Origin of the sequence: Atopobium sp. ICM42b, assembly GCA_000564995.1 — a bacterium.
GTDB lineage: Bacteria > Actinomycetota > Coriobacteriia > Coriobacteriales > Atopobiaceae > Lancefieldella.
Map to the genome: position 1 here is coordinate 1 of JDFH01000003.1, position 26,512 is coordinate 26,512.

At 48.5% G+C, this 26,512-nt stretch carries 22 protein-coding genes and 4 tRNA genes; 2 read left to right on the top strand and 24 right to left on the bottom strand.

Annotated features, from left to right (window positions below; genetic code table 11):
• Nucleotides 1-244: 244 nt before the first annotated feature.
• The 14 genes from HMPREF1493_RS00890 to HMPREF1493_RS00960 all read right to left on the bottom strand — a co-directional run bounded on the left by HMPREF1493_RS00890 (nucleotide 245) and on the right by HMPREF1493_RS00960 (nucleotide 14,235).
• Nucleotides 245-1,159 carry a hypothetical protein gene (locus tag HMPREF1493_RS00890; RefSeq protein WP_035427088.1) on the bottom strand — a complete coding sequence of 305 codons (915 nt, stop codon included), beginning with the start codon at nucleotides 1,157-1,159 and terminating at the stop codon, nucleotides 245-247.
• 136 nt (nucleotides 1,160-1,295) lie between these two features.
• On the bottom strand, nucleotides 1,296-3,104 hold the full coding sequence (locus tag HMPREF1493_RS00895) for an ABC transporter ATP-binding protein (protein WP_232215479.1): 1,809 nt from the start codon (nucleotides 3,102-3,104) through the stop codon (nucleotides 1,296-1,298).
• A gap of 6 nt (nucleotides 3,105-3,110) precedes the next feature.
• A complete protein-coding gene (locus tag HMPREF1493_RS00900; RefSeq protein WP_035427089.1) occupies nucleotides 3,111-3,956 on the bottom strand; it encodes an NUDIX domain-containing protein in 846 nt (281 codons plus the stop codon).
• 14 nt (nucleotides 3,957-3,970) lie between these two features.
• Complete coding sequence (gene purD, locus HMPREF1493_RS07160) at nucleotides 3,971-6,085, bottom strand: phosphoribosylamine--glycine ligase (protein ID WP_084058268.1); 2,115 nt, start codon at nucleotides 6,083-6,085, stop codon at nucleotides 3,971-3,973.
• A gap of 3 nt (nucleotides 6,086-6,088) precedes the next feature.
• Entirely contained in the window at nucleotides 6,089-7,369 is a 1,281-nt protein-coding gene (locus HMPREF1493_RS00910) for an adenylosuccinate synthase (RefSeq protein ID WP_035427091.1), read from the bottom strand.
• 141 nt (nucleotides 7,370-7,510) lie between these two features.
• Nucleotides 7,511-8,950, bottom strand: a complete 1,440-nt coding sequence (gene dnaB, locus HMPREF1493_RS00915) for a replicative DNA helicase (RefSeq protein ID WP_035427093.1) — start codon at nucleotides 8,948-8,950, stop codon at nucleotides 7,511-7,513.
• A 500-nt stretch (nucleotides 8,951-9,450) separates the two neighbouring features.
• Complete coding sequence (gene rplI / locus HMPREF1493_RS00925) at nucleotides 9,451-9,975, bottom strand: 50S ribosomal protein L9 (protein WP_035427096.1); 525 nt, start codon at nucleotides 9,973-9,975, stop codon at nucleotides 9,451-9,453.
• A 32-nt stretch (nucleotides 9,976-10,007) separates the two neighbouring features.
• Nucleotides 10,008-11,066: a DUF2232 domain-containing protein gene (locus tag HMPREF1493_RS00930; protein WP_035427098.1), complete on the bottom strand. Its 1,059-nt coding sequence runs from the start codon at nucleotides 11,064-11,066 to the stop codon at nucleotides 10,008-10,010.
• Nucleotides 11,067-11,098: 32 nt separating this feature from the next.
• Complete coding sequence (rpsR, locus tag HMPREF1493_RS00935) at nucleotides 11,099-11,371, bottom strand: 30S ribosomal protein S18 (RefSeq protein WP_012808120.1); 273 nt, start codon at nucleotides 11,369-11,371, stop codon at nucleotides 11,099-11,101.
• A 48-nt stretch (nucleotides 11,372-11,419) separates the two neighbouring features.
• On the bottom strand, nucleotides 11,420-11,872 hold the full coding sequence (locus tag HMPREF1493_RS00940; protein ID WP_035427101.1) for a single-stranded DNA-binding protein: 453 nt from the start codon (nucleotides 11,870-11,872) through the stop codon (nucleotides 11,420-11,422).
• Nucleotides 11,873-11,924: 52 nt separating this feature from the next.
• Nucleotides 11,925-12,218 (bottom strand): 30S ribosomal protein S6, encoded by a 294-nt coding sequence (rpsF, locus tag HMPREF1493_RS00945; protein WP_035427103.1) that lies wholly within the window; start codon nucleotides 12,216-12,218, stop codon nucleotides 11,925-11,927.
• Nucleotides 12,219-12,525: 307 nt separating this feature from the next.
• Nucleotides 12,526-13,896, bottom strand: a complete 1,371-nt coding sequence (locus tag HMPREF1493_RS07150) for a DUF4013 domain-containing protein (protein WP_051485204.1) — start codon at nucleotides 13,894-13,896, stop codon at nucleotides 12,526-12,528.
• 119 nt (nucleotides 13,897-14,015) lie between these two features.
• A tRNA-Ser gene (locus HMPREF1493_RS00955) sits at nucleotides 14,016-14,106 on the bottom strand.
• Nucleotides 14,107-14,144: 38 nt separating this feature from the next.
• A tRNA-Ser gene (locus tag HMPREF1493_RS00960) sits at nucleotides 14,145-14,235 on the bottom strand.
• A gap of 126 nt (nucleotides 14,236-14,361) precedes the next feature.
• Here HMPREF1493_RS00960 and HMPREF1493_RS00965 point away from each other — a divergent pair.
• Nucleotides 14,362-15,105, top strand: coding sequence for a trimeric intracellular cation channel family protein (locus HMPREF1493_RS00965; protein WP_035427104.1), 744 nt, complete (start codon nucleotides 14,362-14,364; stop codon nucleotides 15,103-15,105).
• Nucleotides 15,106-15,261: 156 nt separating this feature from the next.
• Here HMPREF1493_RS00965 and typA read toward each other — a convergent pair whose 3' ends face one another.
• From typA to HMPREF1493_RS00990, 5 genes are all read right to left on the bottom strand, one after another.
• Nucleotides 15,262-17,100: a translational GTPase TypA gene (typA, locus tag HMPREF1493_RS00970; RefSeq protein WP_035427106.1), complete on the bottom strand. Its 1,839-nt coding sequence runs from the start codon at nucleotides 17,098-17,100 to the stop codon at nucleotides 15,262-15,264.
• A 127-nt stretch (nucleotides 17,101-17,227) separates the two neighbouring features.
• Complete coding sequence (locus tag HMPREF1493_RS00975; RefSeq protein ID WP_035427108.1) at nucleotides 17,228-17,686, bottom strand: hypothetical protein; 459 nt, start codon at nucleotides 17,684-17,686, stop codon at nucleotides 17,228-17,230.
• 155 nt (nucleotides 17,687-17,841) lie between these two features.
• Nucleotides 17,842-19,122 (bottom strand): class II D-tagatose-bisphosphate aldolase non-catalytic subunit, encoded by a 1,281-nt coding sequence (locus tag HMPREF1493_RS00980; protein ID WP_035427110.1) that lies wholly within the window; start codon nucleotides 19,120-19,122, stop codon nucleotides 17,842-17,844.
• A 99-nt stretch (nucleotides 19,123-19,221) separates the two neighbouring features.
• A complete protein-coding gene (locus tag HMPREF1493_RS00985) occupies nucleotides 19,222-20,322 on the bottom strand; it encodes a PTS fructose transporter subunit IIC (protein WP_051485205.1) in 1,101 nt (366 codons plus the stop codon).
• A 44-nt stretch (nucleotides 20,323-20,366) separates the two neighbouring features.
• On the bottom strand, nucleotides 20,367-20,687 hold the full coding sequence (locus HMPREF1493_RS00990; protein ID WP_035427112.1) for a PTS fructose transporter subunit IIB: 321 nt from the start codon (nucleotides 20,685-20,687) through the stop codon (nucleotides 20,367-20,369).
• 252 nt (nucleotides 20,688-20,939) lie between these two features.
• Between HMPREF1493_RS00990 and HMPREF1493_RS00995 the strand changes: the two genes are divergently transcribed.
• Complete coding sequence (locus HMPREF1493_RS00995) at nucleotides 20,940-21,938, top strand: LacI family DNA-binding transcriptional regulator (protein WP_035427114.1); 999 nt, start codon at nucleotides 20,940-20,942, stop codon at nucleotides 21,936-21,938.
• Nucleotides 21,939-22,001: 63 nt separating this feature from the next.
• Here the strand turns inward: HMPREF1493_RS00995 and HMPREF1493_RS01000 are convergent, their stop codons facing one another.
• The 5 genes from HMPREF1493_RS01000 to HMPREF1493_RS01020 form a co-directional block, all read right to left on the bottom strand.
• Entirely contained in the window at nucleotides 22,002-23,081 is a 1,080-nt protein-coding gene (locus tag HMPREF1493_RS01000) for an ABC transporter ATP-binding protein (RefSeq protein ID WP_035427116.1), read from the bottom strand.
• 3 nt (nucleotides 23,082-23,084) lie between these two features.
• Nucleotides 23,085-24,794: an ABC transporter permease gene (locus tag HMPREF1493_RS01005; RefSeq protein WP_035427118.1), complete on the bottom strand. Its 1,710-nt coding sequence runs from the start codon at nucleotides 24,792-24,794 to the stop codon at nucleotides 23,085-23,087.
• A 140-nt stretch (nucleotides 24,795-24,934) separates the two neighbouring features.
• Entirely contained in the window at nucleotides 24,935-26,074 is a 1,140-nt protein-coding gene (locus HMPREF1493_RS01010) for an ABC transporter substrate-binding protein (RefSeq protein ID WP_035427120.1), read from the bottom strand.
• A 188-nt stretch (nucleotides 26,075-26,262) separates the two neighbouring features.
• Nucleotides 26,263-26,338, bottom strand: a tRNA-Ala gene (locus tag HMPREF1493_RS01015).
• Nucleotides 26,339-26,426: 88 nt separating this feature from the next.
• Nucleotides 26,427-26,503: transfer RNA gene (locus HMPREF1493_RS01020), tRNA-Ile, on the bottom strand.
• Nucleotides 26,504-26,512: the final 9 nt, after the last annotated feature.

Sequence of the window (26,512 nt, forward strand, 5' to 3'; positions counted from 1 at the left end):
AAATCGTCATGCATAAAGACTAAAACTTCCAACTAAACGGCTTTTTTACCTTTTTGGGGCCACAATCGTCTTAAAAACATCGATTCCATAACTTTCAGTCAAATTAACGTGCAAATCATTCGCCACGCCACCATTTTGAGGCGGGCCGACCTCCCGATAAGTCTCTTCCAGCAGCACAAGTAAAAGAGCCGCTGACTTCAGCGGCTCTTTTACTCTTTTGCTTTGTTGCTTGCAGGTCCGTAGACTACTTAGTGCCTGAAGAACTGTCGCTTGTACCTGTGGTGTTAGTGGTACCAGTGGTTCCTGTTGTTCCAGTTGTGGTGTTCTTCTTTGTTGAAGAATCTCCACCAACGATGCCGCCAAGCACGCGAACCGGCGTAAATGACGTGGCAATCTGGTCTCGCAGCTCTTTCTGAATAGTATCGTTTGCACCAGTAATGACCATGGTGATATTTACTCCATCAGAAGACTGCGTCTTTGAGAACGTAAAGGTAAAGATAGGTGTTGCATCTCCGCCGGGTTTAAGGAATCCAAAGAGCTGAGATTTCTGAAGCTCGCCCTGATCATTCCTGTGAACACTGACGTGATAGACAACGGTATTAATTCGTGGGTTGAGCAGTGCGTTAATAGCAAACGCCTGAGCCTGAACACTTGATCCGGCGTAGCATTCAAGCACGTCTTTTGAGGTGGTGTCGGTAACCGTTACCTCAACGCGACCAGTGTTCTCGTCAGCTTCCTGAACCGAGAAATCTTCGGGGAACTGCGTGAATCCATTACCCCACTCAACGCCTCCACGCAATGCGGATGCAACAGATCGTACCGTAACAGATTCAGTTAGATTTGCTGTGTTGGCTCGGCGAATAACACCGCAAGAAACCTGCATGAGAACAACAATTACCAGGAAAATCAGAACAAAAAGGACTGCTGTCTTTGTAATGACCTTCTCGATATTTGATCCCGAAGGATCAGATCCCGAGAGCGGGTCAACGTCTACCGCCGCAGCTCCGCCCTGCCTGCGAGCACGCTCTTGAGCTGCGCGCTCCTCGTTAGGATGACCTGTCTCGTCTACCTTGGTAAACAACTCTTCAGCTGCGTCAGCGTCAAGCGCGCCCTTCTGGCGACGCGCGAAGCGTGAACGTTCTGCATCATCTTTAGCCATGTAGCTCTCTCATTCAACCTGCATAAACACGCTTTCAAAGCATGCAATGCGTTGACTTTTGATCTTTGGTTACGAGCCGTCGGTTTGCAAACTGCAAACTGCAAACCGCGTTTCGCAAAGCACCTAATGCTCTATTTTACCGCCTTGCGAGATTTGGCGCACCACCAAACTGCATTTGATAGTAATGAGCGTAGATTCCGCCCTTTTCTAGCAACTCATCGTGGGTTCCACGCTCAACTGCACGGCCGTGGTCGATGGTAATAATCTCATCAGCGCCCATAATTGTCGAAAGTCGATGAGCAATGACCAGCGTGGTTCTATTCTTTGCCAGCTCAGAAAGGGATTCCTGAACCGCACGTTCGGACTCGTTGTCCAAAGCAGAAGTAGCCTCGTCTAGGATGAGCAGTGGAGGGTTCTTGAGGAACACGCGCGCAATGGAAATGCGCTGCTTTTGTCCGCCAGAAAGCCTTGTTCCGCGCTGTCCTACCTGCGTGTCATATCCGTCAGGCAACGACTCGATAAACTCAGCGATGTTCGCACGCTTTGCGGCAAGCGCAATGTCGGCTGCGGAAGCCTCAGGGCAACCGTATGCAATGTTCTCCGCAATGGTGCCGTCAAAAAGGTACACGTCCTGTTGGACCATACCAATTGCCGAGCGCAAACTGTGCTGCGTAACGGAGCGAATGTCCTGCCCGTCAATGGTGATGCTTCCGCTTGTAACATCATAGAAGCGTGGCAATAAAGCGCAGGTAGTTGACTTACCTCCGCCTGAAGGTCCAACCAGCGCAACGGTTTTTCCGCTCTCAATATGAAGGTTCAAGCCATCAATAACCTCTTCGGCGTTGTTGTAAGAAAAATGAACGTCCTGGTAGATGATATCGCCAGCAGTAATCTGAATATCGTGAGCATCAGGCGCATCTTGAATATCTGGCTGAGTCTCAAGAATTTCCGAGAAACGCTTAAAGCCCGCAAGGCCCTTCTGGAACGTCTCAGTAAAGTTCAGAATGTTCATGATTGGCGTGGTGAACAGCGAGATGTAGAGCGCATAAGTTGCCAGGTCAATGGCCTGCATCTGACCCTGAGCAATCATCCAACCACCCAAAACCAACACGACAGTGTTCAAAACGCCCATCATGCCAGAAATAGCAGCCTGATATCTGCCCATTGCGTGGTACATGTTGGCTTTGGAGTCCAAATATGCGGAGTTGCTTGCCCTAAATTTCTTACGTTCGTGATCTTCTGCCGCAAAGCCCTTAACCACGCGAATACCAGAAAGTGAGTCTTCTAGCTGGGTATTTACGTCGGAAATACGCATACGATTCTCTTTAAAAATACCGCGCATGTGCATGTTGGCAAAGAAATTGAACACCACTAACGCGGCGGCAATTCCAGCAAGCACCAGCGTAAGAGGCACATTGATAAACGTCAGAATAACAAAAGAGCCAGCAATCTCAAGCAAGCCAATAATCAGATACTCGGGACCGTGGTGCGCCGTCTCAGAAATGTCGAACAAGTCAGATACCAGGCGACTCATCAGGTCGCCCGTCTTGTGGCGATCATAATACGAGAAACTCATGCGCTCGTACGCGTCAAACAGATCTTCTCGCATCTTACTTTCCATGCGGGCGCCCATGATGTGTCCCCAACTAATAACAAAGTAGCGGCACAGAAAGTGGACAAAATACATCACGACAAGACCAACAGCAATGAATACCAAGCTGCCGAGAATGACATCTTTACCCTGCGTAAACAGTCCCCTTGTGAGCGATCGCAGAATTTGAGGGAATGCCAGCTCGATGCAAGCCAAAATGATGGCGCAGATAGTGTCCAGAATGAACAGGTGCTTTTGCGGGGCGTAATAAGAAAGAAAACTGGCAAACAGCGATTTTCGATGTTTGCCAGGGGCGTTGTTACCAGGTACAGGGCGAGAAGAACGGTCAAGCATGCGTAATTACTCCATAGGCAATCGGTGTGAAATTGAATCGCAGATAAGAGCTCCAATGATAGTCTTTGCGTCCTCGATTTTGCCATCGAGAACAGCATCTACCAGCTCAGATAGTGGAACAAGATCCACGTTAATAAATTCGTCGGCATCTGGGTCTGATCCCTCAAAGGTCAACTCAGTTGCCATATAAAGGTGAATGAGCTCGTCAGTAAATCCATCAGAAGTGGCGGTAGTGGTGAGAAAAGCCATCTTTCCCGCCTTCATTCCGGTCTCTTCCAGCAACTCACGGTGAGCGCAATCAAGAGGATCCTCGCCTGGATCAAGCTTTCCTGCAGGCAGCTCAACTGTTACGCGACCAAGCGCAGTTCGGTACTGACGAACCAGGCAAATTCTACCCTCATCAGTCAATGCAACAATAGCTACAGCACCGGGATGACGCACAACATCACGAAGAGCAGTGCGTCCATCAGGAAGAGAGACACGCAGACGATTCACGTCAAAAATGCGACCAACCCAAACGGTATCTTCAGAAAGTGGCTTCTCTTCTAGAGAGGCATCACGCGCATCCTCTGTACCTGCAACAAAGCTGCGCTTTTGTGGCTCCCCAGAATGATGGTAGGCAGCATCGCCCACAGCAACACGCTCACCGTCGTAGGTAAGCGAATCAACTGCCGAGTGCAAATCATTGCGAGCAGAATCAAACACCTCTGGAGTTACCTGCATGTCAGCATCAAGAATCTCTGGCTCAGCAGACTGCATATCATCAAACACATCACTAAACTGAGAACTGCTTTGATCGCTGGTCCAAGCACCATCCTGTACGTTGGTTTTCTCGTCATTTTGATTTGCCATAAGCGCTAACCTAACTATTTTTCTGGACGACCTTGAAGAGCCTTAAGTCCAATATCGTGCCTGAGCTGCTTGCCTTCAAAGTTGATAAGGTCGCAAGCCTCATATGCACGAGCGCGAGCTTCCTCAAAAGTTGGTGCAAGCGCAGTGACGTTAAGCACGCGGCCGCCTGCTGTGACAATCTTTCCGTCCTCGGTCTGAGCAGTTCCGGCGTGATACACAGAAACGCCCTCAAGCTGCTGAGCAGCCTCAATACCGGTAATCTCCTTGCCCTTTTCGTAAGAACCAGGATATCCAGCACTTGCCAGAACAACAGAAACAGCTACCGTATCAGACCAGGAAACCTGCTGATGACGGAGGGTGCCGTTATCGCAAGCCATCAAAATTGAAACCAAATCGCCCTGGAGGCGAGGCAGTACAACCTGAGTTTCTGGATCGCCAAAGCGAGCATTAAATTCAAGAACCTTAGGGCCGTCTTTGGTCAGCATAAATCCGCCGTAAAGGCAGCCAGAATAGTTGATACCCTCTTTTTTGAGCTGGTCAACAACGCGCTGCTCAATGGCTATCATCTGGGAAAGTTCTTCATTGGTCACAAAAGGAACAGGAGAATAGCCGCCCATTCCACCGGTGTTAGGTCCCTTATCGTCGTCGTAAGCGCGCTTGTGATCCTGGGCTGTTGCCAGCGGAACAACGTACGTTCCATCAGTGAGCGCAAGCAGCGAACACTCTGGCCCCTCAAGGAACTCCTCAACAACAACGGTTGCTCCTGCATCGCCAAAGTGACCGGAAAAACACTCGCGAACACCTTCGAGGGCCTGTTCAAGCTCAGTTGCAACAATAACGCCCTTACCTGCAGCAAGACCGTCTGCCTTAACAACAACAGGTGCACCGATATGGCGAACATACGCCTCGCAAGACGCCTGGTCTGTGAAAGACTTCCATGCAGCAGTTGGAACGTTTGCTCGCTCCATAACGCCCTTGGCAAACGCCTTTGAGCCCTCCATCTGCGCTGCATTCTGATTAGGGCCAAAGCATGCAATACCGACCTGACGAACAGCGTCTGCAACACCCACAACAAGAGGTGCTTCAGGGCCAATAACTACCAGGTTAATGCCTTTTTCCTTGGCAAAAGCAACAACCTCGTCAGGGTTATTTTGATCAATAGGAGCAATCTCTGCCTGGGCAGCCATGCCGCCATTACCTGGAGCAACGTAAATTTTTCCTGCACGAGGCGATTCCTGCAGCTTAGTTAAGAGAGCGTGCTCACGACCACCTGCGCCGAGCAACAAAATATCAACGGTGTCATTCATAAGTACTCCAGCCTTCTGATACAACGCCTTTGGGATACAAGCAACGCCAACAGCGCCTTCTCCAAGATGTTTTTTAAACTCAGGGGAAGCAAGTCTTTCTGCAATACATTCTGCATCATATTCGTTGGTTTTAAGCGGCTTTTTGAGATGCTTTTCTATGCGTTTCTCGCCACTTGAAATCACTACATATTTGAGCTCGCCGCGCTTTACAAAACAAGCACTCATAAGACGAGAAATTCTTGCTGCTAGATCGGTAAAATCCGATGAACGAGCCACCTCTGTACATTTTCCGCCAACCAAACGATACAAATACATATCGTTTGAGATGCGCCTATGCAAACGCTCAAGTCGAAGTCTTAAAGAAAGCCTCGGATGCTTGTCCTTGCTTTTATGAAGGACGACCTTGTTCATTGCAATGTACATTGTGGCAACTACCTCAGCCAGCTCTTGTGCATACGCGCAAGCAGCTTCAAATGAAGCTCCAGACTTTCTTGCCGCACTTAAGCGCTCAAGCATGATCCCCATAGCAGTGGGCATATTTCCGCTATCTACCAGGAAAATTGAGCTTGAGATGTCAGGATTGTTCTGACAAGCCTTTTTTGCCGTAAGAAGCGAGTCAGAAAAATCTGCATACACATGAAGCGAGAGAATCTTTTGAACTCCTGACTCAAAAATACCTCGGTAAAACTCGCCCACCTGATCAGCATCTGAATTTAGAGCTCCAGGTATTACAGAAACCCCCAGGGCTTCAAGCTGGGAAGCTTCAAGCCCACAGGGGTTATCGCAAACTATTGCAAAAGTTGAGCAGTCCGAAGACGCCACGGGTTACCTCCAGTAGCGGTCGATTGTCTGCTCGCGATCTGGACCAACGGTGATGATAGAAACGCGTACACCAGCAAGTTGCTCCAGGAAATCAATGTAGTCCTTAGCCTCACGAGGCAGCTGGTAGAAGTTACGAACGTTAGAGATGTCGCACTTCCAACCAGGAAGAGTCTCGTACACAGGCTTTGCGTGATAGAAGACGCTCTGGTGCTCTGGGACGGTCTTGTAAATCTTGCCGTCGCACTCATAAGCAACGCATACCTTAATCTCATCCAGGCAGCCAAGAACGTCAAGCTTGGTAATTGCCAGGTCAGTGAGGCCATTGATACGAGCCGCGTAGTTAACAACTACTGCGTCGTACCAGCCGCAGCGACGTTTACGGCCAGTAGTTACACCATACTCATGGCCAACTTCGCCGAGAAGATCGCCCGTCTCGTCAAAGAGCTCTGTTGGGAATGGACCAGAGCCAACGCGTGTGAGGTATGCCTTTGCAATGCCCAGGACGCGGTCAATGTTGGTTGGACCAACGCCAGAACCAGTTACTGCGCCACCAGCAGTGCAGCTAGAAGAGGTAACAAATGGATAGGTGCCGTGGTCAATATCAAGCATGGTTGCCTGAGCACCCTCGAAGAGAATGTTCTTACCAGCCTCAAGCTCTTCGTTGAGGAAGAGAGAAGACTCAACAATGTAAGGACGAATGCGATCTGCATAAGGCAGATAGGTCTCGCAAATTTGGTCAACGGTATAGGTTGGAAGGCCATACACAAGGCTCAAGATTGGATTGGTGTACTCAAGTGCAGCTTCAAGCTTCTTGCGGAAGATCTTCTCGTCAAGCATGTCCTGAATACGCAGGCCAGTGCGGTTCATCTTGTCCATATACGTTGGACCGACACCGCGCTTAGTGGTACCAATAAGGTTCTTACCCAGCTTTTTCTCGTGGACGCCGTCAAGATCTTTGTGATAAGGCATAACAATGTGAGCGTTGCCGGAAATCTTAAGCAGGTCGCAAGAAATACCCTTGCTCTCTAGCATATCAATCTCGCCGAGAAGAACCTCTGGGTCAACAATGCAGCCATTGCCAATAACTGGATAGGTGTTCTCGTACATAACGCCAGATGGAACCTGGTGAAGTGCAAGCTTTGTGTCTCCAGCAATTACCGTGTGGCCTGCATTTGCACCACCAGCGTAACGGCAAACAACGTCAAAATCTCCGGAAATGAGGTCGGTAACTTTACCCTTACCCTCGTCTCCCCACTGAGCACCAACAAGTACGGAAGCTGGCATAAGTTCTCCCCTATCGCAGCTATCTACAAACACGACCATTACATGACGGTTGCAACCTCTTTAGGGGTTGCTTCATAAGTATATCTAATACCGCTCGCAAAAGCACAGAAGCGCAGAGGTTTTGTCACACATAAGAAACGATTAATGCGCGGGGTTTGCCATCGCAGCGTACTGAGCGGCTTCACTTTCTGAGTAATTATTTCCCTGGTAGATCTCAACAAACTTGGTGGATGTTGGCATAAACATAACAGGAACATCCCTCAGAGCACCTGCACGGTTCTTTGCAACAATGATGTTGGTAACGTCTTTATCAGGACGGTCATCGCGTGCGGCTTCTTCATCGCTCAGTGAGCGGTCAAGCAGCAAAACAATATCTGCATCCTGCTCGATTGCGCCGGACTCACGCAGGTCAGAGAGCTGTGGACGCTTGCCGTTTCTGTTCTCAAGCGTACGGTTAAGCTGAGAGAGTGCAATAACAGGTGCCTTGAGGTCTTTAGCCATAATCTTAATGCCACGAGACATCTCGGAAACCTCAGTTGCACGACTGTCCGCACGGCCCTTCTCGGCTGGTGGAGAAAGCAGCTGAAGGTAGTCGATGATAATGACGCCCTTCTCGGCCTTATTAAGCATTCTGCGGGCTTTTGCGCGGATTTCTGTGACTGTTGTGCCCGGAGTATCGTCAACGATGATTTTAAGGCGAGAAATGCGCTCTGCTGCCTCCAGAAGGGTAGGCCACTGCTCATTTCTGATGTTGGAAGAACGGATGGTCTGCAAATCAACCTTTGATTCAGAAGCCAACAGCCTCTGCGCAATCTCAATCTTGCTCATCTCAAGCGAGAAGAGCGCAACAGTTGCACCGGAAACTGCAGCGTTATAAGCCATGCTGAGAGCAAAAGAAGTCTTACCAACACCAGGACGAGCGCCGATAACAACCATCTGACCAGGACGAAGACCTTGGAAAAGGTTATCTAGGGTTGCAAATCCAGTTTGGACACCCAACTCCGACGCATCTTTACCAGCATTTTGCTGAAGCTCTTCAAAGAGATCAGTCATGATGTCTTCAATGCCCTGCTCAGACTGCTGAACATCTCTGTTGGTTACATCAAAAATGAGCTTCTCTGCCTGGTCAACTACTTCTTTTGTATCTTCTGGAGCGTTGTAGGCAAGCGCAGAAATCTTTGCAGAAGCACTAATCATCTTTCTGAGCGTAGTATCACGGTGCAGCATAACGGCGTGGTTTTCCCAACCAACCATAGCAAGTGGGTTGTTTCCAAGCTCTGCTAAACGGACAGCTCCTCCAGCGCGCTCAAACTTGCCGTTACTCTTAAGGTGGTCTGCAAGCGAAATGACATCTACTGGCTTGTTATTGTCAAACAGAGACTTAATTGCTTCAAAAATAATTTGATTGGATGGAATATAGAAATCCTCGGAAGAAAGCCTAATGAGGCACTCTCCTCTGATTTCTTCCGAAAGAATCATTGCAGAAAGAATGGAAAACTCGGCATCAGAATCTTGTGGCATAGAGGCGTTCTCTAGGGCCGTCAATTGCGTAGGATTCATCTCAAACGAGTCTTGTGCCATCGTCTTTTCCAATCATATTTTTTGGGAATGAATCTGAATAGTAGTGTACTTTTCAAAAAAATAAAGAGTCATTTTGGCTTGCAAAATTCGAAAAGTTAAGTCTTCAACACGATTTTCCAAAACTCGCATACCCTGAGCGGGATTTCCTTGAGTTTTCAACGTTTTCAACATTTTTTGGACTTTTTTCGACACGTGGTATTTTCTACACAATTGCTTATCTGCAGTTATACAAATCAAATTACAATTCCGCAGGTTAAGTGAATATGTTTTACATAACATTTTGAATAACCGCAGGTAGAGTATAAGAAAATATACCGTTCAGTCTACACATAAAAAGACCACCCCTTTGTTATGTTTCACAAAGGGGTGGTTCGAACAAACATTCCATTCTTTTAAGATGGCCTTGCTTTTTATAAAAGCTTACAAATCTGTAGAAAACTGCAGAAATTGTATAAACCACCAAAAAATGCAGGAGAACAGTGTTTTATGCATGCATAAAACTACTCTGCGGACTCAACCTCAACCTCGACGGTTGCCTCAGCGGCGACCTCCTCGGTCTCCTCCTCTGCAGGAGCAGCATCGTCCTCGCCAACAAGAACAACGACGGTTGCGGTAATGTCACGGTAAAGCTCAATGGTGACATTGTGGCGACCAGCGGTCTTGATAGCAGCGCTACGAGCAATGCGCTTACGATCAACGGTGACGTTGAGCTGTGCCTCGATTGCGTCAGCAATCTGAGCGGTGGTGACGGAGCCAAAGAGCTGGCCCTCCTCGCCAATGCGAGCGTCAACAGTTACGAGCTTGCCATCAAGAGCTGCCTTGGTAGCATTTGCGTCAGCAATACGCTGCTCTTCGCGCTTAGCGATATTGTGACGACGCTCCTCAAGCTGCTTGATGTTACCCGGTGTAGCAGGCTGGGCAATCTTGTTGGGGAACAGGAAGTTCTCCGCATAACCCTGTGCGACCTCTACGATGTCGCCTTCGCCGCCCTTACCGCGAAGCTCGCCCAAGAGAATAACTTTCATGGGAAACTCCTTTGATGAGTCGATGGTATCGACTAGTTGTTGTTTATCGTGGACTCTGAATCCTGGCTTCCTAAGCGATTAAGCTTTCGGAAGTTTGCCCAGACGTCAATAAGTCCTACGAGAGCCATAACGCCTAACTGAACTTCTAACATGCCTGCCAATACAAACAGTGACAGAGAAAGTGCTGGCGAGAAGTGCTTCTCGCGCACAAACCATGTGAGCACCGCAAGGCCCTGAAGAGCAAACACAACCCTAAGAGCCATAAACACATTCAACGTAATAAGCTGAAGTATGTCTTGTGCAGGCAAAATGGTGCTTGAAAGTGCATACACAAACAAGTTGGCCACGGTAAGAACACACATCCAAAATGGAACGTCCATCAGTTGGAACTGTGGTAATTTCTGTGGGTCTCTTGTCAGTGCTTTATACACTGTTCGAGCTCCAAAACGCGCAATTACAAAATATAAAAGCGCCATGCCGGTATAGCTGGTTGGCCAAAAGAGCATAAAGAGTGCCTTTGCTGTTGAAAGACCTTCTTGGATCTCTGGAGAAGCACCTGAGACCTGCGAGGCGTATTGATTAAATACGTTCTGAGCAAGCTCGGGAAGAGTTGTTCCTGCCATTGCGGCAAAGAACGCGTCGTATCCCAGAAGTGCCAAAGCCGTTGCTCCTACAAGAAGAGATCCAACACCAACGGTGAGTTTCTCTGTTGCAAAAGCGTAGCCAACTCCAAGAGCAAGTGCACAAGCGGTAACTGAAGTAGCCGCCTCCGTTGGTCCCGAGAGCAAATAAGCTGCTACACCCGTAACAAGTACTGAAGTAATAGCAGGACCAAACCATCCGTGCCCTTTTTTGCAATAGACAGCAATTACCATGCCATACGCAACCAAAGCTGCTCCAATAAAAGAAAGGAGTCCGGTAATTACTCCGCCAACAACGCAAAGAACAAAGCCTTGCTTGTAGGTTGGAGCTTCAAACGGACGCGGCTTGCCTCCGTTTTGGTTGCTTGGACCAGCAAAATTCTGTGGGCTACTCTCTGGGCGAGAATACCCTTCAGGTGCCTGAGGAATATTTGAATTCGGTCTATCCATTGCTAACCAACTCTACCTGAAGAACAGATAGGTTATCCGCGACTACGGCCACCGCGGCTGGAAACCACAGGGACAGTGTAGGGCAGAAGTGCCATCTCGCGTGCGCGCTTGATAGCAAGTGCAATGTCGTGCTGGTGCTGCGTGCAGGTGCCAGTGACGCGACGAGGCTTAATCTTGCCACGGTCGGTCATGTACTTACGAAGAAGCTGAGTATCTTTGTAATCGATGAACTCAGTCTCCTCCTTGCAGAACTGGCAATACTTGCGACGCGGCTGGCGCTGGAAATCTTGTTTCTGCTGAGCCATGTCTTTTACCTTTCAGATGACAGTAACGTCTGTGTTGCTGTCTGACGTTTAAAACGGAATATCAGCATCGTAGAACTCCTCGTCTGGCGGAGCCGGAACGGGAGCGGGTGCCTGTGGAGTTGGAGCTGCATAAGATGGTGCACCCTGTGACATAGGGGCTCCACCCTGCTGATTCCTAGAAAGGAACTCGACCTCATCAACAACAACCTCAAGCTTGCTGCGACGCTGTCCTTCCTTCGTCTCCCAGGAGCTGAATCGAAGTTTGCCTTCAATAGCAACCTTCGAACCCTTGGAGAGGAAGCGGGAAAGTGCTTCAGCACGCTGTCCAAATACTACGCAGTCAACGAAATTGGGAACATCTTCCCACTCACCGGTCTGCTGGTTCCTGCGACGATCGTTAACCGCAACGCCGAAGGATAGAATCTGGGTACCGCCTGCTGTGGAGCGAAGCTCCGGGTCACGGGTCAGGTTGCCCGAAATGTTAACCCTGTTAATACTCATAAATCTCACTACCTCTCATCGTGGAATAATTCCACTTTTCCATTACAAGGACTTAGTCCTTATCGACTCGACGCACGATCATGTGACGCTTAACAGCATCATTGATTCGCAGGACTCGATCGAGCTCTGCAATCTGCGTTGGATCTGCATGGAAATTGATGAGGGTATAGTCACCCTCGGTAAGATCGTCGATCTCAAAAGCAAGCTTACGCTTACCCCAATCCTCGACGCTGTCGACTACTCCGCCGTCAGTGGTGATAGCAACGTCAATACGCTTCATTACACCAGCGCGGACTTCCTCGGTGGAAGCTGGGTCAACAAAAAACAGCAGTTCATAGGCCTTCATATTGTCACCTCCTCTGGGCTAATGGCTTCGGGAAGTGAAGGTGCACCCGAAGCAGGAAAGTTCGACCAAGCATCATACCACATAAATGCTCAAATACGAAACTGACCCACAAACTTTCTCACATGCAGTCCACATATAAAGCTTAAATTGGCAATTTGTCAGTAATTTGCCTCTAGTCTTGCAACTATCTGACGCGAATCTTTCCAAGGCATGGTCACTCGCACAATTTTAAAAACATGGGATTGAAAAAGAAAAACGACCATCACACAATCTGCATGATGGCCGTCTCTTTTATATGTGCTCTACTTTACTGAGCTGCAGGTCCCTCAGGATTCTGAGTTGGTGCGTCTGCTGGAGCAGCTGGTGCCTCAGGAGCCTCTGGAGTTGTTGGGATAATTGGCTCAACAACAACAGTCGAAGCAGGTGCAGGCTCTGGAGCTGCGGGAGCGACAGGAACCTCTGGAGCCACAGGTGCTGCTGGAGCAACAGGTGCGACTGGTGCCGCAGGTGCAACAGGTGCTGCAGGTGCTGCTGGAGCAGCAGGAGCCACTGGTGCAGCAGGTGCAGCTGGAGCGACAGGAGCCACTGGTGCAGCAGGTGCAGCTGGAGCGACAGGAGCCACTGGTGCAGCAGGTGCTACTGGAGCCGCAACAGGCTCAGCTGGAGCAGCAGGAGCTGCAGGTGCTGCAGGAGCTGCAGGTGCTGCAGGAGCTGGGGTTGCTACTGGTGCTGCAACAGGAACAGCAACTGGTGCTACTGCAGGAGCGGCTGCTGCTGGAGCGGTTGGAGCCACTGGTGCTGGAGCAGCATACGTAGCAGCTGCGCCATCACGTGGATCGTTAATGAATGGTGGCAGTGGATCATTGCTCTGTCCCCATGCAGGAACGTTGAACTGACGCATCCAAAGAGCGATTGCGTTCTGCATAAGAAGCATAACGATAAGACCAACAACGTGACCAATATAGCCAATAACCAGGAAGATTGGTCCCATCTGAATGAAGCCGCGTGCAAGAAGAGCAAGCACGACAAGACCAAGCTGGTTCTGGCTGGAAATATTCTGAGTTCTTGCAATGGCCATAGCCTGAGCACCAATGTTAACGAACATACTAATTGCAGCGCTACCACCAATGATTCCCATAATGATAGAGGTAACAATGCCAAGTACAATGCCCATACCAAAGATACGGAACAGACCGCCCATGTCGTGCTTGATCATCTCAAAGATGTTCTTAAAAGCAAAACCTGCAGAGATGCGACCATAAACTGATGCGCGGACCTGAACAACATTGATGCACAGTGGATAAACAAATGCTGCAACAATGAAGACTGGAATAAGAATCAGATTGATAACTGGAATGAAAGAAAGAATTCCCGTTGCAATGCTGTATGCCAGACCAAATGCAAGTGCAATAACAACTGCCTTGAAGCCGGTAACGATATAGGTACCAAACTTAAGGTCTTTCTGCTTTGGACCAGCATTGATGCCCCATGCAGTTACGCGTGCAGTCTCAAGTGCATAGCCAACAAGTGCAAGAATTCCGACAACTGGAATAAGACCAAACAGAGCCATAATAAGGACAGGCTTCCACCAACCCTTTTCCAGAGTCAGAAGTGCCCAGGAGCGTGCAAAGTAGCGATCGCGCCTGTAGCCATTCAACTCATCTGCTGAAACAGCCATTTAACTCTCCCCTCGTGTCAAAAAAGATGACATCGAATTACTAAGCCTAAACATTCTATATAAAATCGAAAAATAAATATATCTTTATTGGTAACAATTAATCAAATAAAAATGTTAAATGGCGGAGGAGGAGGGATTCGAACCCTCGTACCCCTAGAAGGGGTAAACGGTTTTCGAGACCGCCGCATTCAACCACTCTGCCACCCCTCCGAAGGGTGAAACGGCGCCCGTAGGCGCCGTGAAAATTCTGGCGGAGAGTCAGGGATTTGAACCCTGGAGACGCTTTAGACGCCTACACGATTTCCAATCGTGCTCCTTCGGCCACTCGGACAACTCTCCATATAAAACCGCACGGGACAGTATAGCGGATTTCTCACCAATATAGAACGAGAAGTTCTGTGTATTTTTAATACTTGTGTAGTATTGTCATACTCATAAAAAGTAAAACACCAGTAGGAGGTATGGATGCCACCGATTTTCTCGCCGTATGGCACAGATGCAATTTCTGTGAGCATCCCCTACTGGCTAGACCTTCTAACAGTAATTATTGGTGCAATCTCGGGAATCCTGGTTGCAAGAGATCGTCACTTGGACCTTGTGGGCTTTGTGGGTCTTGGCCTTTTGGGTGGTCTGGGCGGCGGACTTATCAGAGACGTCATGATGCAAGAAGGCGGCGTCTACATGCTCAACTCGCCTTACGCCATTCCGGCAGCCGTTTTTACCGCTGTCTTGCTGTTTATGTTCCCCGAACCGCTTGATAGATTCCCTCGCATGCTCGAGTGGACCGACATTATTTCCGTTGGCCTCTTTGCTGTCGTTGGTACCGATAAAGCCCTGGTATATCACTTGCTTCCCTTCTCGGTTGTTTTGATGGGAAGCATTACGGGCGTTGGTGGCGGTATGCTTCGCGATGTATTTCTTGGCAACATCCCTCGTATTTTCCAGCGAAGCAATCTCTACGCGTTTTGCGCGGTTGCTGGCGCTACCTCCTACTGGGCGCTTGTCTCTTATGTAGGCGTCACCAAAATCTGGGCAGCCGTTGTCTGCGTTGCTGTTACCGTTGGCCTGAGGCGTTGGTCGCTCAAATACAACGTGCTTTCTCCGGCCGACGTTGACCTTACGCCGCACGTAATGCGCAGTGTTAACAAGCTTCGTCACAAAGCTCAGAAGCCAGGTAAGCAACCTGAGCAGAACAGCTCAGCAAAGTAGCATTCGCTCACAATCGGACGGTTTTGGGCGGTTTTGCATCGCCCTCACATACCGTTTACCAGCACTTTATTTAAAATCTGCCTAAAACAAAACTGGCGAGAAACCCTTGCAGCCGCAAGTTCTTCTCGCCAGATTGGCTATCTGTAAACGACGCTGTTACTTCTTGACCATACCATTACGGACTGCCCACTTACGGCGCTCAGTCTCGGAAAGAATACGCTTACGCATGCGGATGTTTTGTGGCGTGATCTCAACAAGCTCGTCGTCCATGATGTACTCCAGAGCCTCTTCCAGCGTAAACAGGCGTGGAGGAGTCAACTGAACTGAAATATCTGCAGTTGAAGACCTCTGGTTGCCCAAAGACTTGGTGCGTGCAATGTTAACAACCATGTCGCCTGGCCTTGAACGCTCGCCAACCAGCATGCCCTCGTAGCACTCAACACCTGGAGAAACAAAGAGCTGGCCGCGCTCTTGAAGGGTACCAAGCGCATATGCAACAGCCTTCTCGGTGGACATGGAAATCATGGCGCCGTTCTGGCGGCTACCAATATCACCTGCAAAAGGACCGTACTCAAGGAAGGTGTGGTAGAAGACAGCGTCACCGTGAGTAACGTTCATGACGCGCGTCTTGAGACCCATGATGCCGCGGGTTGGAATCTTGAACTCAAGGTGCGTCTGAGTCTCGCCAGTGTCCATGATGGACATGGTGCCACCAACGTTACCAAAGACCTCTATGACCTTGCCAGCATACTCTGGGTTGCACTCAACAACAGCCTGCTCAATAGGCTCAAGCGTGTGGCCCTGAGCATCCTTCTTGAACAGAACGCGAGGACGACCAACCTGGAATTCGAAGCCCTCACGGCGCATGCTCTCCATAAGAACAGAGAGGTGCAAAATACCACGACCAGAAACCTCAATACCCGTCTTATCAGGAAGCTCCTCGATGCGCATGGTGACGTTATTCTCGCGCTCTGTCATCAAGCGCTCTTTAAGCTGACGGCCACCAACAATGTCTCCCTCACGGCCAACAAGTGGCGAGGTAGAAGGCTCAAAAATAATGGAAAGAGTTGGTGGATCAATCTCAATTGGGTCCAGCTCAACAGGGTTCTCTGGATCAGTGTAGACGTCACCAATATCAGTGTTATCAACGCCAACGATTGCTGCAATATCACCTGCGTCAACCTCGCTGCACTCCTTACGGCCAAGGTAGTCAAAGGTGAACAGCTGCTTGACCTGGCTCATAGCGCGGGAACCGTCGTTTTTGACAACAAGAATCTTATCGCCGGTATGAACAGTTCCGGAATAGACACGACCAATTCCAATGCGGCCCAGGTAATCAGAGTGGTCGATGGTGACGCACTGCATAGCAAGAGGTCCTTCAATATCAACATCTGGAGCTGGCAGACCTTCGATAATCATGTCGAGAAGTGGGAACATGTTGTCGTTGTCATCATTTGGATCAAGGCGAGCGTAACCATTAACGCCAGAAGCAAAGATGACGTGCTCCATGGTGAACTCAAGCTGCTCATCAGTTGCGCCGAGGTCCATCATCAGATCAAGAGAATCGTTAACAACAGCCTCTGGACGAGCGCCGTCACGGTCAATCTTGTTGACAACCATCATGATAGAAAGGCCTGCGTCGATGGCGTGACGCAGAACAAAGCGAGTCTGTGGCATAGGGCCCTCGGCTGCGTCAACCAACAGAAGTGCACCGTCAGCCATCTTCAAAACGCGCTCTACCTCGCCGCCGAAGTCGGCATGGCCAGGGGTATCAATAACGTTGATCTTGACGCCCTTGTACTCAATAGAGATATTCTTTGCCAGAATAGTAATTCCGCGCTCACGCTCCTGATCGTTGGAGTCCAGAATTCTCTCTTGAACCTGCTGGTTCTCGCGGAATGCATCGGTTGCCTTAAGCATCTGGTCAACCATGGTGGTTTTACCGTGGTCAACGTGGGCGATGATAGCAATATTTCTGATGTTGTCTTGACGCATAAGTCTCTATCTCTCGAAGGTATGTGTTTGGACTTGCTACTTCAGGTCCAATTTTTATCAGCTTTAGAACTTTAGTGCAATTGCGTGCCTAGAGCGCCCAGAAATTTCAATGAACGCAGCTTTTTCATTACAGAAGTGGCTCAAGCTCCCCTGCTGGAGCGGGATCAGACCACACAAACTGGTCACCTTGGCCTTTTCCGTGAACTAAAGAATATGCCGAGAAACTCTTATAGCCCTTCTCGCCAAACTCAAGAAGCACAGCATCTTCGTAACCGCCCTCTTTGATCAGTTGAATGGCTCCCTCATATACAAGCGCATAGCGAACAGGCTCTTCGAGCCCTGCTTCTTTATCGCCCTTCTGTTTTGCCAGGTCAAGCACGCGCTTATGGGCGCCCTCAAGCAGCTCCTCTGGGCCGTCATCGGAGAACTCATAGCTTGCAACCGTGCCTGCTGCATCCTCAACTACAAGCAAAACGTTGAGTGATTGGCCATCTGCAAGCAGGTCAAACGCATCTCCAAGCAGCTCAGTTGAGAGCATATCAAGCTGGGGAGAAACTCCATCTTTGCGCTCGTTGTTTTCGGCCATGCCGCTCCTTAGCGTCGTTTTTGTAACTATTGTTCTCTATGATACATCGCACAAGAAAAGAGGTCGAAAGCAAAAAGCCTTCGACCTCTTAGGTTTGTCAGCTATCTGTCCAAAATTGGGCAGCAAAGGCGTTACAACGGTAAGAGCACGAGCGCTTACTCTGCCAGTGCCTCACGGATGCGTGTAGTAACTCCCTCAAGCCTATAGCACTCAACATACTGGCGAAGAGGGCGCTTGATGTGGTCAACAACAAAACGCTGTCCATCAATGTTGAACTGAGCAAGGTTCTTGTACAGGTGTTCAGTTGCGGCCTTGACCTCGTCATCATTGAATGCGTAGTGACCAGAAATATCAAGAATATCCAGCGACAGTTTATGATCAGCAAGAATCTGCTCAACAGTCAGATTGACCTGGTCACCCACCATCCACTTGCGCCAACGCTCAGTCTCAATTGCCTTGACCAACAGGGTGTTTCTCAAGCCAGAGACCTCGTCTGCTTTCAGGAGACCTTCTTTAACCAGAAGATCCTCTACATCGCAAAGCTTCAGATATGCGCGAGTCTCCTCTGTTCCATACTGTGGAGCTACGTTTGAAGCGGTGACATTTGCAGGAGTATGCTCAAGCAGCGTCACGTCATCAAGGTAGTCTGCATTGTGCTCCTTAAGACCAACACCGTAGCTCTTGGCCATCTCGGCAAGGCTAATAGCAGCCTCAAAATCGTAGTGACCAACCTGCTCAGTAAGGCGGGTAAGCGTTCCGGTTTGTCCAACAATAAAGGTTGGCATAGGCAGACCCTTAGCGGTCAGCTCGCTCTTAAGCTGCTCAATGAAGGTGTGATACTTGTCGGTAGAGGTCAAGCCACCATTTGTTTCCTCGGTACCAACCTCATAACCAATCTCGGGAAGACCGCGAGAAACACGCTCCTTCTCGCACCACTCAATCAAATCAACTGTACGGCGAAGAACCACATCAAGCGGAATAACCTTGCCAATCTCAAAAGGATCTTTTGTTGGGTCAATCATCAGCAGGTCAAAACCGTTAAGCATGTCGGCAAGATAAGACTTCTTGGCAAGCTCCATAGCCTCATCTTCTGGAAGGTGAGCGTTGCGTTCCTCGTCACGCTGCCAAGGACCGCCGTGGTCGCGGCAGAGGTAATACAGACCGTCAAAGCCAACCTTCTGAGCTGCTTCAGCAATATCATCCGAGAAACGCTTCTGATCCCAAGAATTTACGTATCCCCCACCAAGTTCATCAAGGTCAACCTGGTTTCGAGATGCAATAAACATCAGAGGAAAATCGCAGTCCCTACCAAGTTCAAAAGCTGCCTGGAGCAGGTTGGGCGACATTGGTCCAATTCCTAACAGCGTGGCGGACTTTCCTGTGTCTTGAAGTTTAAGCAACCCTTCAACAGCTTTTTTGATTGGTAGCTTTTCCATAATTACCCCTTCCCAAGAGTGTTTCTTGGTAATAAGAAGGGCGTGGGGGTTGAATCCCTACGCCCCTCTCCTTTTAACTTCAATTTTTAAGGTCTAAGACTAAAAGGTACATGCGTTTCTCGCCGTGTGTTCCTTGTTGTCCTCAAGCTTTGGCTTGGTAAGAACAAGGATTGCAACACCCACTGCAACGCCAATTGCCATATCAAGGGTGTAGAGGGCAATGTTATTTGTAGCTGCAGCAACAATCATGCCACCGTGAGGAACAAAGCACTCAATACCGTGCCAAGCAGCAAGACCAGCACCAACTGCAGAACCAATCATGATTGCAGGAAGGGTGTGTGCAAGATCCTTAACAGCAAAGGGAATTGCGCCCTCAGTAATACCAATGAGTCCCATGAAGACAGCAGAGATACCCATCTGCCTATCAGTGTCGTCAAACTTGCTGCGAGCAATAAGAGAAGCAACACCGCAGACCAGTGGAGGAATAGCAACTGCAACACGGAATGCGCCGTTAGGACCATAAACACCTGCGGTCATAAGAGCCATGGTAAAGGTAGAAGCAGTCTTGTTAACTGGGCCACCCATATCAAATGCGGTCATGAGGCCAATTACGATGCCGAGTACGACTGCAGAACCACCCTGAAGGCTTGAAAGCAGGCTGGTCAGCCAGTCCATGAATGCACCAAGTGGAGCTGCCAAAACGTAGATGTAGAGCATACCAAGAGCCAGTGAAGACAAACTTGGGATAATCAGAATTGGCATGATGGTGCGGATGGTGCTATTGACCTTCCAGGACTTCATCCACTGAACAAGGTAACCAGCGGCAACGCCGAGGACCATTGCGCCCAAGAAGCCAGTAGAAACCTGAACCCCACCTACAGGAACAGGATTGCTTGCCAGGTAACCAAGGACAAAGCCAGGTGCCAGAGCAGGCTTTCCGCCCAAAGAATAGGCAATGTAAGCAGCAAGGACAGGAATCATCATCTTGATGCCAGCCATACCAATAAGGTTGAGACTCTGCATCAAAGGATTGGTGACTTCAATACCATCTTTTCCTGCAGTTCCTGTAGCTAGCGAGAAGGCCAGGAAGACTCCGCCAACTACGACAATAGGAATAAAGTACGAAACACCAGTGTTAAACGCCTTTAGAAGGTCTTTGCCGACCTTGCCCAAAACTGAGGGACTCTTTTCCTCTGCCATGGGTTTCTCCTCTCTTCTTCCTTGCGTTATCACTTACGCGCTTGCTACTCAGCTAGCGCAACTACCTGATCAATAACCTTTGCTGGATCTGCAATAGCCAGCGATGGGTCCAGCGTAAGAACACGACCCTCATCGCGTTTCTCGTCAAAACGCTCGTCGCCTTCGATGCCAATTGCAATGGCGAGAAGAACAACGTCGGCAGCGTCAACTTCGTCCTGCTCAAGCTCGTTCTCAATGCCATAACCGCCTTGAGCCTCTACCTTGAATTCATAGCCGCGACGCTCACATTCTTTCTCAATGGCCTCTTTTGCCATCCAGGTGTGAGCAATTCCAACCGTGCAAGCGCATACAGCAACGACGTTCATGGTTATGTCCTCTCGCAAAGTAAGTTGTGAGCCCCTATGCGGGGCGCACGAGCACGTCTTTTGACGACGTACGTTTCCAACTCATACTTTGCATTGTTTCAATCTTTTTTAAAAGAGGATTTCGGTAAACGTCTAATCTACCTTGTGTTATGATGAATTTTGTTAAACGTTTAACCAACGTAGAATCCAGCACACTCACTAACGTTGGTATTTTGCAAGTACATTGTAAAAATTTCGGTGAAATGAGCGCCAATGTCTAAGACCACTATCATTGACCTTGCAAAATTAGCAGATGTTTCTATTGCCACCGTTTCAAATTACCTTAACGGACACTTTGAAAAGATGTCCGAAGCAACTAAGCAACGTATCAAAAAAGCAATCGAAAATACGGGATATATTCCAAGCGCCCAAGCTCAAGCCATGGTTAAAAAGAGCTCTGGAATTATTGCTGTTCTCATCCTAGACAACACTAATGCCTGGGCAGCTCAAATGACTAACGGTATTGAAGATGCGGCTCTTGAGGCTGGCTATCAGACAATTATTTGCAACTCTCGTTTTGACCCCACGCTTGAAGCTGACTGGGTTGAGAAAATGCTTTCAATTGGAGCAGATGGCATGCTTATTCAGCCCACCAATCAGTTCAGAGCGGTAGATAGACGAATTGCTAAAGTTGGAAAGCCCGTTGTCTATTTTGACTGCGACCTTCTTGCCCTTAATACTTCCTGGATAAAAAGTAACCTCTACGACGGCGTTTATTCTGCAGCGACGCATTGTGTTGAACGCGGATACGAAAACTTTTTAATCATTGGTGGAGAGCCAAAAGGTCGTACCAGAATTGAACGAGAATCTGGCTTCACTGATGCTTTAGAGGCCTTAAATAAACCTCATGAGCGTCTCACCATGGAGCAAAGCACGCTGTCTATCTCTGACATCACGCAATGGCTCAATAATCACATTCTTCCGTCAAAGAAAACACTGGTATTTGTGCCAAATCAATGGGCTCTTAAAAGTGTTTATAATGCCTTGCAATCCTACGAGACAGTAATTCCAAAGCAAGTTGGCCTGTTGGGATTCAATAACACCGATTGGACTGACCTGCCCGTTAAAAGCATCTCAACCATTGTCGAGCCTGTCTATGAAGAGGGCTACGCCGCTTGCAAGATGCTCCTTAAAAGAATCAAGAATCCCTCTCTTGAGCCCGATCACAAGCTGCTCACCTGCAAACTAAATTGGCTCAAATCAACCATCTAACAAAAAAATGGCGAGAAGACCAACGGATCTTCTCGCCATACGTTACTGCTTTAACCGAAATACTTACAGAACGTGGACCTCATCTTTGGTGAAATCAACAAAGGCGTGGTCACCAACGTTGTAAATCTTATGAGTGCGAGGGTTGAAGTCCGTGATCTTAATGAGCGTATCTCCCACCATAACGTGGTAATTCTGGTAGTGGCCCATGAAGCGAGAAAGAACTACCTCACAGGCAAGCGTTCCCTCGTCAGCAAGGCGTGCAGACTCTGGACGAAGAACAATGCAGCATTCCTTACCCTTGTCCAGGTGAGAACATCCGCTGGCCTCAAACTCATGACCCTCAAAGCGGCAAAGTGCAGTCTCAGAATCAAGCTTGTCTGCAATGGTTGCATACAGGAAGTTTGACTCACCAATAAAGTCTGCAACAAACTCGTCTGCTGGGTGATAGTAAACCGTCTGAGGATCGCCAACCTGATCCACAACACCCTTTTTCATAATGATGATGTTGTCAGAAAGCGCCATTGCCTCTGACTGGTCATGTGTAACGTAGATGGCGGTAATACCAGCCTCCTGCTGAATGCGGCGAATTTCGTTACGCATGTCAACGCGGAGCTTTGCGTCAAGGTTTGAAAGAGGCTCATCAAAGAGAAGAACGCTTGGCTCAATAACCAGAGCACGCGCCAAAGCAACACGCTGCTGCTGACCACCAGAAAGCTGGTTGGTCATGCGTTCTTCCATACCCTCAAGTCCAACAAGACCCAGGATATGAAGGACCTTCTCGCGAATTACTGCCTTATCCATTTTGCGGAGCTTAAGGCCATAGGCAACATTGTCAAAGATGTTGTAGTGAGGAAGCAGCGCATAGCTCTGGAACACCATTGCCGTGTCGCGCTTGTTTGGAGTGAGCTCATCAATCTGCTCGTCGCCGAGAAAAATCTTTCCCTCATCAGGGCTCTCAAAACCAGCAATCATGCGCAGAATAGTGGTCTTTCCGCAGCCAGAAGGGCCAAGAAGCGTTACAAACTCGCCAGGAGCAATAGTGATGTTAGCGTCTTGAACTGCGTAGAAGTCTTTTCCAGTCTTCTGATCCTGATAAATTTTGGAAATGTGCTCAAGGCGAACGCCTTTTTTCTCTGTAGCCATGTGTTACTCCTCCTTGAGTGCTCGGCTGGTGCCAAAGTGTTTGATGGCCCAATTCATAAGCAATACCGAGCCATAGGTAATAACAATCAGAATTGTTGCAAAGGCGCAGGCCATACCATATGAACCCTTACCAGCAAACTCATTAATCTGAACGGTAATAAGCAGGAACTCTGGTGTGACCAAGAGGATAACTGCAGAAATTGCGGTGATGGAGCGGACAAACGCCGTTACCAAGCCAGACAAGAACGAATCTTTAATCAGCGGCAACGTAACGGTCATAAACACCGTAAAGCTGTCGGCGCCCATGTCGTATGCGGACTCCTCAATTGATTTATCAATCTGTCGAAGTGCCGAGATGCCCGAGCGTGTTCCTGTAGGAAGCGATCGCACGACAAAGACAATGATCAGGATAAGTCCTGTACCATACAGGCCTTGTAAAAATCCTGTGTGCATGACACCGCTTGAGAAACCGCGAATATAACCAACGCCCAAGACCGTACCAGGAACTGCCATGGCAAGCATGGATACAGCCTCGATAAAACCACGGCCACGGAAGCGACGTTTTACTACCAGATAAGAAATAATCATCGAAAGCAGAGCCGTGATTGGTGCTGCAATAAGCGAAAGCATAAACGAGTCGCTAAACGCCTGCAAGCCGTGGTACTTGGTAAATACCTGCTCAAACCACTTTGTTGTTAACTCGTAATTGGAGCCCCAGGAACGAACAAACGAACCATAAGGAACGCAGAGGTACATGCCAATAACAAAGAGTGCGACTAGTGCGCAAAGAATGGTAAGTGGGACGCGAACAGAATTGTCTGTAATAAGCATCCTAGCTCGCGTTGCTTTGCCCGAAAGTGTAGATGTACTCTTTGCTTCCAACACAAACTTCTGAACAACAAACATAAGCAGCGTAATGGAAAGAAGAACAACAGCCATTGCAGCTGCGCCTTGCTTGTCGTACGCACCTGTAATCTGCAGGTAGATAGTTGTTGCTAAGGTATCGTAGGAGCCACCAATAATCATTGGATTTGCAAAGTCTGCAATTGACTCAATAAATGAGACAAGAAAAGCGTTGCCTAAACCAGGCAAAATAAGAGGAAGTGTAACGCTGGTAAATACTTTCCAGCGGCTTGCACCCATGTCACGTGCTGCTTCTTCAAGGGATGGGTCAATGTTTTTAAGCAGGCCCTTAAGCATCATGTAACACACAGGGAAGAACGACATAGTCTGGACAATAAAAATACCCCAGAAACCATAGATGTTGTTGTCAAAAATACCCAAAAGACCGCGGGTAATCAGGCCTTTCTTGCCAAACATCATAATCATGGAAAGCGAGAGAACAAATGGTGGAGAAACAACAGGAAGCATGGAAACCACGCGGAAAAGGCCTGTCATAAATTTTGTACGAAGCTTTACGTACACTTCAACGTAGGCAAAAAGAAGGCCAATAAGTGCTGATAAAATGCCTACCGCAAAACCAACTCTGAGGGTATTGGTAATTGCGCGATCAAACGAAGGCATAGCTAAGATGCGCGTAAATACATCAAACGAAATCCCATTATCGGAGACTACAGAGTCAACCATAAGAATGGCAAGTGGATACAAAATAAAAAGGGTTAAGAAGGCGATAAGAACGACAATGGTCGTTATCAAAATTGGATCGCCAAGGAGCTTTTTTCGCTCAAGTTGAGCGCTCTGGGATTTTGCCATGCTGGTCCTAACTCTGAAACACTAAACCTATACGCAAAGCTCTATGTGGAACTGGGTAGGCAGAGATCTGCCTACCCAGTATAATCTGCCACTCAGATCTTGAGCAACAGCATTGTTTATCCGCTTACCGGCGTGGTGTTTTACTCTGTCTTGAAACGGCTGTCTCCGCCACCAAGAGCTTCCATAACGTCCTTGACATACTGCTCGGTATGCTTCTTAGCATCCTCGAAGTTGTAGTCCATGACATTGTTTGGATCTAGGCCGTACTCAGTAGCAATCTCGGGCTGCTTTGCGTTGTCAATTACCAAGAACTGATAAGAGCCGTTCTTCTGAGCAAGATCGACGCATGCTGGTGAAAGTGCATACTCAACCCAGAGTTTAGCTGCGTTTGGATGTGCAGCACCCTTGAAGATTGCGGTTGCACCAACCTCATATGATGCACCAGAGCTTGGAATCTGAAGACCAACATTCTCATGCTCTTGGTCAACAATTTGATAAATGCCGTCGTGGAGCATACCAATTCCGATGGTGCACTCGCCTGTTCCGATAGCCTTGGAAGGACCAGAACCACTCTTGGTGTACTGAGCAATGTTCTTATCAAGGTCAACAAGATACTGAATGCCCTGATCGTGACCATACTTCTGAATAACGGTGTTGATGATCAGCTTTGCAGTACCGGCAGTGTTGTAGTTAGAAGACCAAATAAGACCCTTATATTTAGGATCGATAAGATCCTTGTAGTCCTGAGGCACGTCGAGCTTAAGACGCTGTAGCTCTTCCTTATCGTACAGAATTCCCAAAATACCCTTATAAATTCCGTACCAGTCCTTATTTGTACTCTTGAACTTATCGGAAATAAGGTGTGATGCATTCTTTGGCTCGTACTGCTCAAGAAGACCCTTTGAGGAGGAGACATTGTAAGGATCGGTTGTTCCGCCAAACCATACATCTGCTGATGGATGACCGTTCTCTTCCTCAATCTTTGCAGCAACTTCTCCGGTTGAGAGACGCTGTGCCTGAACATCAATGCCATACAGACTCTTGAAATTAGCGCAAACTGCGTTTAGATACTCTTCCTCACAAGAGCCGTAAACAATCAGCTTACCCTCTTCTTTTGCTGCCTTTACCAGCTCTTCTGGTGCTCCAACCGCGTCTGTAGAGTTGGTGTCAGATTCTTTCTTCTCACCAGCGTCTGAATCAGACTTTTTGCAGGCAGTGATACCAAGGCCTGCTACAACTGCGCTGACTCCAAAAAAGTTACGACGAGTAAGGTTTGACATAAGAACTCTTTTCTCTCCTTGTGGTCACCCACAGCTCCAATGAAAAGAACATACTCCTGTGTAAATCGTACTCAACTTTTTCGAAAATATTTCAACTATTCGATAAGTGGCTGATATTGGCGGCTATCGGTATGTTTTTGCATATCTAAGCAAAAAGGCCAGGGACAAAATCCCTAGCCTTGAACATTTGGTGGAGAATAGGGGGATCGAACCCCTGACCTCAGGCTTGCAAAGCCCGCGCTCTCCCAGCTGAGCTAATTCCCCGTACTGACTTCTGGTTGGGCCCAGAAGGTTTTAATAATCACCCCAACGGCGACTCGGCTAACGTTGGGGTGACTATTGTCACATAAAGTGGTGGGCCTGACAAGGTTTGAACTTGTGACCTCCCGGTTATCAGCCGGACGCTCTGACCAACTGAGCTACAGGCCCAACGCAGGG

What these genes read in the sequence shown, in the direction of transcription:
- HMPREF1493_RS01000 (WP_035427116.1), bottom strand. Translation starts at nt 23,081, where the DNA reads ATGGCTACAGAGAAAAAAGGCGTTCGCCTTGAGCACATTTCCAAAATT.
- HMPREF1493_RS01005 (WP_035427118.1), bottom strand. Translation starts at nt 24,794, where the DNA reads ATGGCAAAATCCCAGAGCGCTCAACTTGAGCGAAAAAAGCTCCTTGGC.
- HMPREF1493_RS00995 (WP_035427114.1), top strand. Translation starts at nt 20,940, where the DNA reads ATGTCTAAGACCACTATCATTGACCTTGCAAAATTAGCAGATGTTTCT.
- HMPREF1493_RS00930 (WP_035427098.1), bottom strand. Translation starts at nt 11,066, where the DNA reads ATGGATAGACCGAATTCAAATATTCCTCAGGCACCTGAAGGGTATTCT.
- HMPREF1493_RS00940 (WP_035427101.1), bottom strand. Translation starts at nt 11,872, where the DNA reads ATGAGTATTAACAGGGTTAACATTTCGGGCAACCTGACCCGTGACCCG.
- HMPREF1493_RS00985 (WP_051485205.1), bottom strand. Translation starts at nt 20,322, where the DNA reads ATGGCAGAGGAAAAGAGTCCCTCAGTTTTGGGCAAGGTCGGCAAAGAC.
- HMPREF1493_RS00975 (WP_035427108.1), bottom strand. Translation starts at nt 17,686, where the DNA reads ATGGCCGAAAACAACGAGCGCAAAGATGGAGTTTCTCCCCAGCTTGAT.
- HMPREF1493_RS00990 (WP_035427112.1), bottom strand. Translation starts at nt 20,687, where the DNA reads ATGAACGTCGTTGCTGTATGCGCTTGCACGGTTGGAATTGCTCACACC.
- HMPREF1493_RS00895 (WP_232215479.1), bottom strand. Translation starts at nt 3,104, where the DNA reads ATGCTTGACCGTTCTTCTCGCCCTGTACCTGGTAACAACGCCCCTGGC.
- HMPREF1493_RS00910 (WP_035427091.1), bottom strand. Translation starts at nt 7,369, where the DNA reads ATGCCAGCTTCCGTACTTGTTGGTGCTCAGTGGGGAGACGAGGGTAAG.
- rpsR (WP_012808120.1), bottom strand. Translation starts at nt 11,371, where the DNA reads ATGGCTCAGCAGAAACAAGATTTCCAGCGCCAGCCGCGTCGCAAGTAT.
- rplI (WP_035427096.1), bottom strand. Translation starts at nt 9,975, where the DNA reads ATGAAAGTTATTCTCTTGGGCGAGCTTCGCGGTAAGGGCGGCGAAGGC.
- HMPREF1493_RS00980 (WP_035427110.1), bottom strand. Translation starts at nt 19,122, where the DNA reads ATGGAAAAGCTACCAATCAAAAAAGCTGTTGAAGGGTTGCTTAAACTT.
- HMPREF1493_RS07150 (WP_051485204.1), bottom strand. Translation starts at nt 13,896, where the DNA reads ATGGCTGTTTCAGCAGATGAGTTGAATGGCTACAGGCGCGATCGCTAC.
- HMPREF1493_RS01010 (WP_035427120.1), bottom strand. Translation starts at nt 26,074, where the DNA reads ATGTCAAACCTTACTCGTCGTAACTTTTTTGGAGTCAGCGCAGTTGTA.
- typA (WP_035427106.1), bottom strand. Translation starts at nt 17,100, where the DNA reads ATGCGTCAAGACAACATCAGAAATATTGCTATCATCGCCCACGTTGAC.
- dnaB (WP_035427093.1), bottom strand. Translation starts at nt 8,950, where the DNA reads ATGGCACAAGACTCGTTTGAGATGAATCCTACGCAATTGACGGCCCTA.
- rpsF (WP_035427103.1), bottom strand. Translation starts at nt 12,218, where the DNA reads ATGAAGGCCTATGAACTGCTGTTTTTTGTTGACCCAGCTTCCACCGAG.
- HMPREF1493_RS00900 (WP_035427089.1), bottom strand. Translation starts at nt 3,956, where the DNA reads ATGGCAAATCAAAATGACGAGAAAACCAACGTACAGGATGGTGCTTGG.
- HMPREF1493_RS00965 (WP_035427104.1), top strand. Translation starts at nt 14,362, where the DNA reads ATGCCACCGATTTTCTCGCCGTATGGCACAGATGCAATTTCTGTGAGC.
- HMPREF1493_RS00890 (WP_035427088.1), bottom strand. Translation starts at nt 1,159, where the DNA reads ATGGCTAAAGATGATGCAGAACGTTCACGCTTCGCGCGTCGCCAGAAG.